General features: G+C 70.3%; 14 protein-coding genes and 1 tRNA gene. 5 read left to right on the plus strand and 10 right to left on the minus strand.

Translation table 11 applies throughout. The annotated features are described in order from the left end of the window. Window positions 1-2 precede the first annotated feature (2 nt). The 3 genes from LWP59_RS30970 to LWP59_RS30980 all read right to left on the minus strand — a co-directional run bounded on the left by LWP59_RS30970 (window position 3) and on the right by LWP59_RS30980 (window position 3,910). On the minus strand, window positions 3-1,934 hold the full coding sequence (locus LWP59_RS30970; protein ID WP_144634962.1) for an ABC transporter permease: 1,932 nt from the start codon (window positions 1,932-1,934) through the stop codon (window positions 3-5). Beyond that, entirely contained in the window at window positions 1,931-3,007 is a 1,077-nt protein-coding gene (locus LWP59_RS30975; RefSeq protein ID WP_144634965.1) for a quaternary amine ABC transporter ATP-binding protein, read from the minus strand. The genes LWP59_RS30970 and LWP59_RS30975 overlap by 4 nt, the downstream gene beginning before the upstream one ends. Window positions 3,008-3,118: 111 nt before the next feature. Further along, window positions 3,119-3,910 carry an IclR family transcriptional regulator gene (locus tag LWP59_RS30980; RefSeq protein WP_186383093.1) on the minus strand — a complete coding sequence of 264 codons (792 nt, stop codon included), beginning with the start codon at window positions 3,908-3,910 and terminating at the stop codon, window positions 3,119-3,121. 122 nt (window positions 3,911-4,032) lie between these two features. On the opposite strand from LWP59_RS30980, the gene LWP59_RS30985 reads away from it, so the two are divergent. From LWP59_RS30985 to LWP59_RS31005, 5 genes are all read left to right on the plus strand, one after another. Further along, window positions 4,033-4,353, plus strand: coding sequence for a bifunctional 3-phenylpropionate/cinnamic acid dioxygenase ferredoxin subunit (locus LWP59_RS30985; protein WP_144634967.1), 321 nt, complete (start codon window positions 4,033-4,035; stop codon window positions 4,351-4,353). Beyond that, window positions 4,350-5,501: an NAD(P)/FAD-dependent oxidoreductase gene (locus LWP59_RS30990; RefSeq protein WP_144634970.1), complete on the plus strand. Its 1,152-nt coding sequence runs from the start codon at window positions 4,350-4,352 to the stop codon at window positions 5,499-5,501. Before LWP59_RS30985 ends, LWP59_RS30990 begins: the two co-directional genes overlap by 4 nt. A 9-nt stretch (window positions 5,502-5,510) precedes the next feature. Continuing rightward, window positions 5,511-6,620 carry an aromatic ring-hydroxylating oxygenase subunit alpha gene (locus LWP59_RS30995; protein ID WP_144634972.1) on the plus strand — a complete coding sequence of 370 codons (1,110 nt, stop codon included), beginning with the start codon at window positions 5,511-5,513 and terminating at the stop codon, window positions 6,618-6,620. A 179-nt stretch (window positions 6,621-6,799) separates the two neighbouring features. After that, complete coding sequence (locus LWP59_RS31000; protein WP_308431746.1) at window positions 6,800-7,258, plus strand: excalibur calcium-binding domain-containing protein; 459 nt, start codon at window positions 6,800-6,802, stop codon at window positions 7,256-7,258. Beyond that, window positions 7,255-7,848, plus strand: coding sequence for a class F sortase (locus tag LWP59_RS31005; RefSeq protein ID WP_144634980.1), 594 nt, complete (start codon window positions 7,255-7,257; stop codon window positions 7,846-7,848). Before LWP59_RS31000 ends, LWP59_RS31005 begins: the two co-directional genes overlap by 4 nt. On the opposite strand, the gene LWP59_RS31010 is transcribed toward LWP59_RS31005, so the two are convergent. The 7 genes from LWP59_RS31010 to LWP59_RS31040 all read right to left on the minus strand — a co-directional run bounded on the left by LWP59_RS31010 (window position 7,849) and on the right by LWP59_RS31040 (window position 12,592). After that, complete coding sequence (locus LWP59_RS31010; RefSeq protein WP_144634982.1) at window positions 7,849-8,688, minus strand: aldo/keto reductase; 840 nt, start codon at window positions 8,686-8,688, stop codon at window positions 7,849-7,851. It lies immediately after the preceding gene. A gap of 40 nt (window positions 8,689-8,728) precedes the next feature. Beyond that, window positions 8,729-9,355 (minus strand): TIGR03085 family metal-binding protein, encoded by a 627-nt coding sequence (locus tag LWP59_RS31015; protein WP_144634985.1) that lies wholly within the window; start codon window positions 9,353-9,355, stop codon window positions 8,729-8,731. Between the two features lie 189 nt (window positions 9,356-9,544). Further along, a complete protein-coding gene (locus LWP59_RS31020; protein ID WP_144634989.1) occupies window positions 9,545-10,306 on the minus strand; it encodes a sulfite exporter TauE/SafE family protein in 762 nt (253 codons plus the stop codon). 237 nt (window positions 10,307-10,543) lie between these two features. Beyond that, window positions 10,544-11,428 carry a LysR family transcriptional regulator gene (locus LWP59_RS31025; RefSeq protein WP_144634991.1) on the minus strand — a complete coding sequence of 295 codons (885 nt, stop codon included), beginning with the start codon at window positions 11,426-11,428 and terminating at the stop codon, window positions 10,544-10,546. Window positions 11,429-11,525: 97 nt separating this feature from the next. Next, window positions 11,526-11,600 (minus strand) — tRNA-Val (locus LWP59_RS31030). A gap of 46 nt (window positions 11,601-11,646) precedes the next feature. Beyond that, the gene (locus LWP59_RS31035) at window positions 11,647-12,111 is read right to left on the minus strand and encodes a peroxiredoxin (RefSeq protein ID WP_144634994.1); all 465 of its coding nucleotides are present in this window, start codon (window positions 12,109-12,111) and stop codon (window positions 11,647-11,649) included. 52 nt (window positions 12,112-12,163) lie between these two features. After that, window positions 12,164-12,592 carry a DUF3052 domain-containing protein gene (locus tag LWP59_RS31040; RefSeq protein WP_144634995.1) on the minus strand — a complete coding sequence of 143 codons (429 nt, stop codon included), beginning with the start codon at window positions 12,590-12,592 and terminating at the stop codon, window positions 12,164-12,166. Window positions 12,593-12,861: the final 269 nt, after the last annotated feature.

Genomic DNA, 12,861 nt, shown 5'->3' on the forward strand with positions numbered 1-12,861 from the left:
TGTCAGGTCGACCGCCGCGCCGCCGCCTGGGTGAGCCGGTCGAGCAGGACACCGAGCAGGACGATGGCGAGTCCCGCGGCGAGTCCCTTGCCGTAGAGCTGTCCCTGCGAGAAGCCGGCGACGACGTCGTAGCCGAGCGCGCCCGCGCCGACCAGCCCACCGACCACGACCATCGACAGGACGTAGATGAGCCCCTGGTTCGTGGCGAGCGTCAGCGCCCTTTTCGCCATGGGCAACTGCACCTTGGTGATCGTCTGCCAGGCGCTCGACCCCGACGCGAGCGCGGCCTCGACCGTGGTGGCCGGCACCCCGCGCACGCCGTCGGCGACGATCTTGATCGCCGGTGGCGCCGCGTACACGATCGCGGCGACGATGGCGGTGAACCGGGTGGCCGCGAACAACGCGAGGAACGGCACCAGGTAGACGAACGCGGGCATCACCTGACCCGCGTCCAGCAGCGGCCGCAAGATGCGGTCCACCCGGTCGCTGCGCCCCATCCACACCCCGGTCACGACCGCCAGCAGCAGCACGATCACGGTGGCCACGAGCGTCGACGCCAGCGTGGTCATGCTGTCCTGCCACAACCCGGTCCCGACCAGCAGCCCCAGGCACACCGCCGAGACGATCGCCGCCCGGACCCCGCCGAGCACGACCGACAGCGCCACGACGACCGCCACGACGAGCCACCACGGCGACTCGACGAGCAGCGCCTGCAACGGATCGATCAGCACGACGGTGACCGCGTCCTTGATCGCGCCGGTCACGGGCGCGAGATTGGTCTGGACCCAGTCCGTCGCGTCGGCGACCGCTTTCGCGATCGTGGAGCCGATTTCGACGTCGGGGAACTCCGCCGCCCAGACGTAGGTGAACGACAGGTATGCGCACACGACAGCGCCGACGCCGCCTGCCGCAACCAGCCGGCGCGGGGTGCGGCGCTTCTTCGCGCTGGCCGCGGTGGTGACCCGGTCCAGCACGATCGCCATCACCACGATCGCCAGCCCGGCGTTGAAGGCCGTGCCGACGTCGAGTGTCTGCAACGCCTTGACCACCGTCTTGCCCAGACCCGGCGCGTCGATCAGCGCCGCGATGGTGACCATCGCCAGCGCCGCCATCACGGTCTGGTTGATGCCGAGCACGATGGTGCTCTTCGCCGAGGGCAGCAGCACCTTGGTCAGTGTCTGCCACCGGGTGGAGCCGAGCGAGTCGCCTGCTTCGACGGTGTCCCGCGGCACCGAGCGGATGCCGTGCGCGGTGAGCCGGATCGCCGGCGGGGCGGCGTAGATCAGCGTCGCGATCGTCGCCGAGGCCGGGCCGATCAGGAAGAACAGCGTCAGCGGCGCGAGGTAGACGAACGTCGGCATGGTCTGCATGAAGTCCAGCACCGGTGTGATGAACCGTTCGAACCGGTCCGACAGCCCGGCCCAGATGCCCAGCGGGATGCCGAACACCAGCGCGATCACCACCGCGGTCAGCGTCAGCGCGAGCGTGTCCATGCTCTCCTGCCACAGCCCCTGCAGGCCCAGGAAGAAGAACCCCACCGCCGCGAGCACACCCACCCGCCAGTTCCCGGCCACCACCGCGATCCAGGTGACCACCGCGACCACGCCGAGCCAGCCCAGCAGCGGTACCGGCCGGTCGAACGCCGGCTGCGCGATCAGTGCCTGGACGAAGGTCGCGAACTCGGCGACGACCAGCCGGATCTCGTTGAAGAAGTACAGGAAGACCGGGTTGGAGTCGCGGCTCTCGCCGATCGCGTCGTTGAGCCCGTTGAGCCGGCGGTGCAGCCCGGTGAGATCGGCGGCGCCGAGGGAAAGCGTTTGCGTGCCGCGCAGGACGAGCCACAGCACCAGCCACGCCACGAGGATCGCGAGGACGACGGCACCACGGCGCGGCCTGGCGAACGAGAACCGGGCGACCGGGACCGCGGCCGTCACGCGCCGCGCTCCTCCCCGGCGACGACCGCCAGGATCTCCTCGTCGCCCACGATGCCCAGCAGCTCGCCGTCCCGCACCACCTTGACCGGCTTCTCGGCCGCGAGCACCTCGCGCGTCGCGTCCCGCACGACGACGTCCGGCGCCAGCTCCGGCCCGCTCAGCTCGTCACCGGCCCTGGGCGGCCGCATGATCCACTTCAGCGTCAGCACGTTCGCGCGCGGCACGTCGCGCACGAAGTCCCGCACGTAGTCGTCGGCGGGCGCGCCGACCAGCTCGTCCCCGGTGCCCAGCTGCACCATCTCGCCGTCGCGCATGATGAGGATGCGGTCGCCCAGCTTGAGCGCCTCGGCCAGGTCGTGGGTGATGAAGACCATCGTCTTGCCGACCTCGCGGTGCAGCCGGATGACCTCGTTCTGCATGTCCCGGCGGATCAACGGGTCCAGCGCGGAGAAGGGCTCGTCGAACAGCATCACGTCGGGGTCGACGGCGAGCGCACGGGCCAGCCCGACCCGCTGCTGCATACCGCCGGAAAGCTGGTCCGGGTACGACTGCTCGTAGCCGGAGAGGCCGACGAGGTCGATGACCTCCTGCGCGCGCCGCATCCGCTCGGCCTTGCGCACGCCACGGACCTCCAGCCCGTACACCACGTTGTCCGCGACGCGGCGGTGCGGCAGCAGGCCGAAGTGCTGGAAGACCATGGCGAACTTGCCCCGCCGCAGCTCGCGCAGGCGTTTCGCGTCCGCGGCGAGGATGTCCTCGCCCTCGAACACGATCCGCCCCGCGGTCGGCTCGACGAGCCTCGTCAGGCAACGGACCAAAGTGGACTTTCCCGAGCCCGAAAGGCCCATCACCACGAAGACCTCGCCGGGCGCGACCTCGAACTCGACGTCACGCACGGCCGTCACGCAGCCGGTCCGGTCCATGATCTCGCGCCGGGAAAGCCCTTTCAGCTCGGCCGCGCCCGGCACCCGGGCGGCCTTCGGGCCGAACACCTTCCACAGTCCGCTGACCGAGATGACGGGTTCCGTGGTCGCCGCTGCCCCGGTGCTGAGTTCGTGGATCGGTGCCGCCACGGTCACCCTCTCCTGTTGCGCTATACGCACCCGGTTCTGGCTATGAGACAGGATGTAAGGCGGCCACCCTCGCGTCAAGGGCGCTGCGTGTTTCGACTCCGTGAAGTGCCCTCAGCCGAAGTAGCCGATGCGCGTGGAGATCTCGTCCGCCCCGGCACGCAGCCGCTCGGCGACCGACGGGTAGGTGTCCGGGATCATCCGGTAGGCGGGGCCGGACACGCTCACCGCCGCGACCACGCCCCCGTCACCGCCCCGGATGGGCGCCGCGACCGCGTTGAGTCCGACCTCCAGCTCCTCGGCCGTGCAGCCCCAGCCGCGGCGGCGGACGCCCTCCAGCTCGGCGAGCAGCTTCGACCGGCTGGTGATCGTCTTGGGCGTGTAGCGCTCCAGCGTGTCGAGCGCGAGGGCCAGGTCGTCCTCCGGCGCCCAGGCGAGCAGCACCTTCCCGCTCGAGGTCGCGTGCAGCGGCGTGCGCTGGCCGATCCAGTTCCGGGTCGTCACCGCGGCCGTGCCGTAGGCCTGGACGACGTTCGTCGCCTGGCCGTCGTTCAGGATCGCGACGTTGACGGTCTCGTCGAACTCCGCCGCGAGCCGCTCGCACACCGGCTGGCTCTCGCGCGGCAGGTCGAGGGTCGCGGTGGTCGCGCCGGCGAGGCGGACGATGCCGAACCCGAGACGGTACTTGCCGCGCTCGCTGATCTGCTCGACCAGCTGACGCGCCTCCAGGGCGCCGACGAGGCGGAAGGCGGTGGACTTGTGGACCTCGAGCTCGGCCGCGAGCTCGGTGACGCCCGCTTCACCGCGTCTGGCGAGGATGTCCAGGATCGCCAGCGCGCGGTCCACCGACTGCACCTGGACGCCGTTTCCGTTGCCACCTCGCTGTCGCACCTCGCCGTTGCCCATGACGCAACTTTACTCAGCAGTCACAAATTTCCGCTGGCTGGGCCTTGACCTCCCCCGATCCCATCCCGCAGGCTGTTGCGTATAGCACGTCAAGTTGTGCCATGAACAACTCGGAGCGACGCATGATCGCAGTCTGCGCTCTTCAGGACCTTCCCCCCGGTGAAGCGATCCGGGTGGACGCCGATGTCCCCATCGCGGTCTTCAACGCCGACGGCACGTTCTACGCCATCGACGACACCTGCACCCACCAGGACGCGTCCCTCGCGGACGGCTGGCTGGAGGGCTGCCAGGTCGAGTGCCCCCTGCACGCCTCGTGCTTCGACCTGCGCACGGGCCGTCCGAGCGGGCCACCCGCGAAGGTCCCGGTCCGGACGCACGAGGTCGTGGTGCACGACGGGCACATCTACGTCCAGGTCGCGGCCCGTGAGAGCGCCCTCGCGTGAGATCGGCGATCACCGTGGTCGGCGCCTCGCTCGCCGGCCTCTCCGCCGCGCGCGCCCTGCGCGCGCAGGGGTTCGAGGGACGCGTCCTGCTCGTCGGCGACGAGCCGCACCGGCCCTACGACCGGCCACCGCTGTCGAAGGACTTCCTGGCGGGCAAGGTGTCCCTCGACGACCTGGAACTGTCCACTTCGGACGATGACTTCGACTGGCAGCTCGGCGAGCGGGCGGTCGCGCTGGACGGCCAGGACGTGTTGCTGGCGTCGGGCGAGCGGCTCGCGTCCGACGGCGTCGTCCTCGCCACCGGCGCGCGCGCACGGCGGCTGCCCGGGATGCCGCTCCCCGGCGTGCACACGCTGCGCGGTCTCGACGATGCGCTGGTGTTACGGGAAGAGCTCGTGGCGGGAGCGCGGCTCGTCGTGGTCGGTGCCGGGTTCATCGGCGCGGAGGTCGCGTCGACCGCACGTGGTCTAGGACTCGAGGTGACGGTGGTGGAAGCGCTTTCCGCCCCGCTCGCCGGGCCGCTGGGCGACGAGATGGGTGCGGTCTGCGCCGGCCTGCACCAGGACCACGGCGTGCGGCTGCTGACGGGAGTGGGCGTCGCCGCACTGGTCGGCGAAGACCGGGTGCGGGCCGTGCGCCTGGCCGATGGGCGGGAGCTGCCCGCCGACGTGGTCGTGGCCGGAGTCGGCGCCGTCCCGTGCGTCAAGTGGCTCGAGGGTTCGGGCGTGCGGGTCGATCGGGGCGTCGTCACGGACGCGCGCTGCGCGACGAACGTGCCGGGCGTGGTGGCCCTCGGAGACTGCGCGTCCTCCTACAACAACTTCGCCGGGCAGGCCATGCGGCTCGAGCACTGGACGAACGCCGTGCAGCAGGCTCAGGTCGCGGCCGCGACGCTGCTCGACAAGGAGGTTCCGGCACGGGCGGTGCCGTACTTCTGGTCGGACCAGTACGGCGTGCGCCTGCAGTTCGCCGGTCACCGCCGCGACGGCGACCGGGTGACGATCGTCGACGGCGACACCGCGGCCCGGCGGTTCGTGGCGGTCTACCGCCGCGGGGACCGGCCGGTCGCGGTGCTCGCGATGAACCAGCCGAAGCTCTTCGGCCGCCGGCGGCGAGAGCTGGCCGCGGCCGTCCCGCAGCCAGCCTGAGAGGTGGTCATGACTTCCAGCACCAGCCTGCTCGCCACGCTGCCCGGGCAGTACTACACCGACCCGGCGATCTTCGCGCTCGAACAGTCCCGGATCTTCGGCAGTCGGTGGCTCGCCGTCGCCCGAGCGTCCGATGTGGACCGTCCGGGCCGGTACAGAACCATCGAGGTGGGCGGGGAAAGCGTGCTCCTCGTCCGTGGCCGGGACGGCGGACTGCGCGCGTTCTTCAACGTCTGCCGCCACCGCGGGGCACGCCTGTGCACCGAGGCGGACGGCGAGGCGCGCCGGTCGCTGCAGTGCCCGTACCACGCGTGGACCTACGGTTTCGACGGAAAGCTCGTCGCCGCGCCGAACCTGACCAACATGCCGGACGTCGATCGCAGCGCGTACGGCCTGGTCCCGGTGCACCTGCGAGAATGGCTCGGCTACGCGTGGATCTGCCTGGCGGACGAGCCGCCGTCGTTCGAGGAGACGGTGCGGGACGCGGTCACCGGGCGGCTCGGCGACCCGGCGGCGATCGGCTCGTGGCAGCTCGACGAGCTGCGGGTGGGGCGCCGGATCTCCTACGACGTCAAGGCGAACTGGAAGCTGATCGTCGAGAACTTCATGGAGTGCTACCACTGCGCGACGATCCACCCCGAGCTGACCGAGGTGCTGCCGGAGTTCGCGCAGGGGTACGCGGCCCAGTACTACGTCGGGCACGGCGCGGAGTTCGGTCCGGAGATCGAGGGCTTCACGGTCGACGGTGCCGCGGGCTTCGACCGCCTTGGCGGCGTGGATCCCGGGCGCGACAGGCGGTACTACGCGATCACGATCAATCCGCAGGTTTTCCTGAACCTGGTGCCGGACCACGTGATCTTCCACCGGATGCTCCCGATTTCGGCCGAGCGCACGCTCGTCGAATGCGACTGGCTGTATTCGAAGGAGGTCGTCGCCTCGGGAAAGGACGTCTCGCGATCGGTGGAGCTGTTCCACCGGGTGAACCAGCAGGATTTCGACGCCTGCGAACGGTGCCAGCCGGCGATGTCGTCGAGGATCTACGCCCACGGCGGCGTCCTGGTACCGAGCGAGCACCACCTCGGCGCGTTCCATTCCTGGGTGCTCGACGCATTGGCCTGAAACGACGGCAGAAAAAGGCGGGCGGCTGATCACCCGTTGGTCGCGTTGATCGCCAATAATTTTCCGAAAAATTCGTGGGTAACGTTCCCGTTTCCGGAAACGACAGAGGTGCACAAAGCGGCTGAATCGCCGTGCGATCTCTCCGGGAAAAGGAAGACTTCATGCCCAAGATCAGTCGTGTGCTCGGTGCGGTGGCCGCTGTCGGCGCCATCGCCCTGCTCGGTCCCGCTCCGCTCGCGTTCGCGCAGACCGGAGCCCATACCGCTACCGGCGCCGACACCCTGAACTGCAGCGACTTCACCTATCAGGAAGACGCCCAGGCGGTTTACAACCAAGATCCAAGAGACCCCAACAATCTCGACGCGGACAACGACGGGATCGCCTGCGAGTCGCTGCCCCACAAGCCGAAGCAGACGACCACCAAGACGACCACCTCGAGGAAGCCGCCGACCTCCACCACCCGCGAGAAGGCCGGCACCGGCCAGGTCAAGGTCAAGCCGGTCGGCGGCGTGAACACCGGTGGCGGCGACGCCGGTTCCGGCCCCGGCGACGGCACCGGAATCGCGCTCGGCGGAATCGCGCTGGCCGGGACCGCGGCCGGAACCGTCCTGCTCGTCCGGCGGCGCGCCCGCCGATGAGCGTCCGATCCTGGCGCCGGTGGCCTGCGCTCCTGGCCATCGGCGCCGCGCTCACGGCCTGCGGAACCACCTCCCAGGCCGCCGGGCCGCCACCGCAGGCAGCCACGACAGCGCCGGTCACCTCAGCGACGACCACCGCGCGCCCGGCGACCCTGGAGGTCCCGGCGATCGGTGTCCACACCGGACAGATCGTCGAGCTGGGGCTGACCGGCGACGGGGAGCTGGAAGTGCCGAAGGACGCCGTGACCACCGGCTGGTTCACCGGCAGCCCGGCGCCGGGCGACCCGGGACCGGCCGTGCTCGCGGCGCACGTGGACTACAACCACGTCCCCGGCACCTTCAACCGGCTGAAGGACCTGCGCGCCGGTGACCAGGCGTTCGTGCACCGCGCGGACGGCAGCACCGCGGTGTTCACCGTGTACCGCGTCGCGCGCTACCCGAAGTCGGCGTTTCCCACGGACGAGGTCTACGGCGACACCGCGGGACCCGAGCTGCGCCTGATCACCTGCGGCGGCACGTTCGACCGGTCCAGCCGGAACTACGAGGACAACATCGTCGCCTACGCCAGGATCACCGGCGTCCCCCGGTGATCAGCCGCCGAAGGTGTCGGGGTCCGGGCCGGTGCGGCGGCCGCGGTCCAGCTCGGCGACGGCGTTCATGTCCTCTTCGGACAGTTCGAAGTCGAAGATCTCGATGTTCTCGCGGATCCGCTGCGGGGTCGAGGACTTCGGGAACACGATGTTGCCGAGCTGGATGTGCCACCGCAGCGCGACCTGCGCTGGCGTCTTGCCGTGCCGCTCGGCCAGCCGCCGCAGCACCGGGTCGTCGAGCACCTCGCCCTGCGCGATCGGGCTCCACGCCTCGGTCTCGATGCCGTGCGCGCGGTGGTACTCGCGCAGCTGGGACTGCTGCAGGTACGGGTGCAGCTCGATCTGGTTCACCGCCGGCGTCGTGCCGCTGGTGCGGGCCAGCTCGTCCAGATGCGCGGGCTGGAAGTTGGACACGCCCACGGCCCGCGCCTTGCCCGCCTTGAGGATCTCCTCGAAGGACTGCCACGTCTCGACGTAGCGGTTCTTCCGCGGCAGTGGCCAGTGGATCAGGTACAGGTCGACGTAGTCGGTGCCCAGCCGCTGCAGGCTGCCTTCGAGCGCGGTGATCGCGTTGTCGTGACCGTGGGCGTCGTTGGCGAGCTTGGTCGTCACGAACACGTCGGCGCGTGCCAGCCCCGACTGCCGGATCCCCTCGCCGACGCCCTCCTCGTTGCGGTACGCCTGCGCCGTGTCGATGTGCCGGTACCCCGTCTCGAGCGCCGTCCGCACAGCCTCGGCGGTGTCCTCCAGCGGGATCTGGAAGACACCGAAGCCGAACTGCGGAATCCGCACGCCGTTGTTCAGCTCGATCTCGGGCACGGTGGAAGTCGTCGATGCCATGACCTCGGCCTACCCCGCGCGCCGCGGCGCAAACCCGCGGTCAGATGCCGCGACTCAGCTCGCGCAGCTGCCCGATCGCCGCCGCGTCGCCCTCGAACTCCACGCGCACGGCGTCCCTGCCGAAGACGAACAGCAGGAGCTCCACGGGCGCGCCCACGACGGTCACCACATCCGGGCCGGCCTTCACGGTCGCCTGCCGCCCGTCGGGCGTCCGCAGGACCACTCCGACGGGTGACTTGCGCAGGTTCAGCTTCGACACGGCCTTCACCGACCGCCACGCCGCCGCGTCCCGCGCCGGATCCGCCGCGCGCGGCTCCCAGCCCGGCTGCCCGCGCCGGACGTCCTCGTGGTGCACGAGGAACTCCGCGCCGTTGGCGGCCTCGTCGACCGCGCCGATCCGCGTCGGCCAGAACCACGCCGGCCCGGACCGGACCTGTTCGACCAGCTCGGACCACGGCTTCGCCGCGTACTGGTCCTGCACCCGGCGGGTGTGGCCGGCCAGCGGCGGCACCATGATGCCCGCCGCCGCGTCCGGACGGTGCTCGCGCAGGACGAGGTGCGCGGCGAGATCCCGCGTCTGCCAGCCCTCGCACAACGTCGGCGCGTCCGGCCCGACCTGGTCCAACAGTGCGCTCAACGCCTGGCGCTCATCAGCGGCGACACCCATGACATCGACACTACCGGCCGGTAGCGCCGGACGGCGGCTGCCGGTGCTGAACGCCGATGAGCTGAGGCTCAGCGAGCACCAGCACCGCGCGACCGGTCCGACCGCGGGCCGGCGTCCGCGAACCGCGGGCAGGGCGCTCACCTGGAGCAATGTAAGCCCGGGCCACCCGTTCACGCGAGGGTTCGCGGCTCATCGCCGGACGAAGTACAGCACCGTCATCGTGACGGCCGTGGTGAGCACGACAGCGCGCAACGTCCTCGGCGACAGCCGTCGGGTCAGCTTCGCGCCCGACCAGCCGCCGACGATCGCGCCGCCCAGCACGGCGCCCACCTCCCCCGGGAAGCTCAGCACATCAGCCGCCAGCACGAAGAAGACCGCGGCGATGCCGAAAACGGCGGCGAGCTGGCAGACGCGGACGGGGTTCGCCGTCGCGGTGTCGAGTCCCACCCCGGCCGCCCAGAACGCGAGCATGAGAATGCCCACCGCACCACCGAAATAGCCGCCGTAGACAGCCAGCACGAACTGTCCGATGAGGACACCGGACGAGCCGAGACGGAGCGGCCGGCGCAACCGGGAGCCGAGCACGGCGATGGCTCCCCGGCCGAACAACAGCACGACCGTGGCGAACGCGAGCAGCCACGGTACGGCGGTCGCGAACGAAGCGGCCGGGAGCACGAGCAGCAGCGCCGCGCCGGCCGCGCTGCCGAGCAGGCTCGCGATCGTCAGCGCGGGCAGGGAAACCGGCCCGACGGGCACGACGTCGCGCCGGAACGCCCAGCCGCTGGCCAGCGCGCCGGGTAGGAGCGCGACGGTGGTCGAGGCGTTCGCCACCACCGCGGGCAGTCCGGCGAGGACCAGCGCGGGCAGCACGAGGAAGGTGCCGCCACCTCCGGCGGCGTTCAGTGCTCCGCCCGCGACACCGACGAGCACCAGAGCGACGATCTCCCACACGCGGCCGAGTATGTCGTCGTGAATTCGGCACCCACAAATGCCGCGCAGAATTTCCGGCGCTTTTTGGCGCACGCCGGAGTCCTGGTGCAGCGGTTCAACGGAATTCAGCGATTTCGCAGCTGAATCGCAGCGCGGGAAAGTGTTGGACGGCGGAGTCCGGCGGCGTCGATACTCACGGCATGTCGTCCCCGGATGTGGCCAGGCTGCCGCATGTGTTCGCGCTGCGCGCCTTCGGGCTCATGTCCGCGCCGCGGCGGGACGACCCGTCAGATGCGCCAGCAGCGCCCTGGCCGGCGGGTTGAGCGGAACCGGTTGCCTGCCGGCGAGATACAGCGTTCTGCTGAAATCGATCTGCTCGATCCGGGCGAACGGCAGCCCGGCGCGTTCGGCGACCGCCTGGGGGATGATCGTCACCCCGAGCCCGGCGGTGACGAGGTCGAGCAGCAGGGGCAGGTGCGTGGCCTCGCAGACGGGATTGTGCCGTAGCCCGGCGTCGGCCAGGCGCCGGCGGATCATCGCCTGCATCCCGCTGCCGCTGAAGTCGACGAACGGCTCGTCGTCGATCTCGGCGAGCTTGACCCGGCGCCGCTGCGCCAGGCGGTGCCCGGGATACGTTGCCAGCACGAGGCGCTGGCTCCACCGGGCGAAGGTGGTGAGACCGTCGGGGACCGGCCCGTCGGCGGCGAGGTAGGCCAGGTCCAGCTCCCCGTTGGTCACCGCGTCGGCCAGCTCGGGGGCGATGCCGTCGCGCACGTGGATCTGCACACCGGGGTGCCGCGCCTGGAACCTGCCGAGCTCATGGGGCAGGTCGACGACCGTCAGCGCCTGAATGGTGCCGATCGAGACGCGGCCGCGGGTCAGCCCGAGCACCGCGGACACCTCCCCCCGCGCGGCCAGGGCGTCGGCCAGCAGCCGGTGCGCCGCGGGAAGCAGCGCGCGCCCCGCCTCGGTCAGCATGACGCGCCGGGTGGTGCGCTCGAACAACGGCGCCCCGAGCTCCGCCTCGAGCTTCCGCACGGAGGCGCTCAAGGCGGACTGGACGATGTGAATCTCCTGCGCGGCGGCGGTGAAGCTCCCATGCCGCACCACGGCGAGGAAGTGCTCGATCTGCCGCAGCTCCATCCAGCGATGCTAATGCTGCGTAGGGACAGATCCAGTCATGATGTCGCCCGCCGCGTTGAGACGGGAGAAGTCCGCCACTGCGCCGAACAGGCACGTCTGGTGGGCGCAGCAGGGTTCGAACCTGCGACCCCCTCCTTGTAAGGGAGGTGCTCTTCCGCTGAGCTATGCGCCCTCACCGGCGGTGCTCCCGCGCAGGGAGCACCGCCGGGGAGAAAAGATCACGCGGGCAGTTCCGCCACAGCCTTCTTCCACGCCTCCTGGTCACGCGCCTCGCCGGGCTGGTTCACCTCGGCGAACCGGACGACCCCGTCCTTGTCGATCAGGAACGTGCCGCGCACGGCGAGGCCCGCCTTGTCGTTGAACACGCCGTAGGCCTTCGCGACCTCACCGTGCGGCCAGAAGTCCGACAGCAGCGGGAACTGGTACCCCTGCTGCTCGGCCCACGCCTTGAGGGAGAACGGTGTGTCGACCGACACACCCAGCACCTGCACGCCGGACCCCTCGTACTCCGCGAACTCGTCGCGCAGCTGGCACAGCTCGCCGGTGCAGATACCGCTGAAGGCGAACGGGTAGAACACGAGCAGCACCGGCTTCCGGCCCTGGAACGACGACAGCGTCACAGCCTGCTTGTTGTAGTCGTCGAGCGTGAACTCCGGAGCCTTCGAACCTACCTCGACCGCCATTTGGCGCACCTCTCCCGTCTCGCGTTGTCCCTGCGTGAGCCAACCTTACCGGTCAGCGCTTCGACTTCGACTTCGGTGAGACGAGTTTGGTGCCCGCCCAGTTCGCGCCGACGCTGATGTTGGACGTCTGCGCGAGCCCGACGGTGGGCACGGCCTCCGCGATCTCGCTCGGTTCGACGTGCCCCGGCTGGCCGGTCTTGGGCGTGAGGACCCAGATCACTCCGCTCTCGTCCAGTGGCGAGCGCGCGTCCATGATCGCGTCGACCAGGTCACCGTCGTCCTCACGCCACCACAGCAGCACGACGTCGATGACCTCGTCGGCGTCCTCGTCGAGGAGCTCGCCACCGATATGTTCTTCGATCGCCGCACGCAGGTCGTCGTCGACGTCCTCGTCCCAGCCGATCTCCTGAACCACCATGTCCGGCTTGATGCCAAGCCTCTCGGCGACGCTGCTGTAATCAGCGTCTCCAGCGGCGACCACTGCTGTCACTCCTCCAACTACGACGGGTGACCGGACGATCCGGTCACTCGGATACACGGATGGGGCTAGCGAACACGTCCGCGGCCCGCGGCGCAACCGTCCACACCGGATCTCTCCCAACTCGTTTCCCACGGTAGGAGCTGCCGAACCCTCCGGACGGCCGCTTTCGGACCGGCGTTTCTACCTCCCGGAACGCCGTGACCTAGGGTGGAGGGGTCTCGCGCGCGCGTGCGCGTGTGCAGTATGCGGATCCGACCGCGGGACAGGCA

The sequence above is a fragment of the Amycolatopsis acidiphila genome, from assembly GCF_021391495.1.
GTDB classification, from domain to species: Bacteria; Actinomycetota; Actinomycetes; order Mycobacteriales; family Pseudonocardiaceae; genus Amycolatopsis_E; species Amycolatopsis_E acidiphila.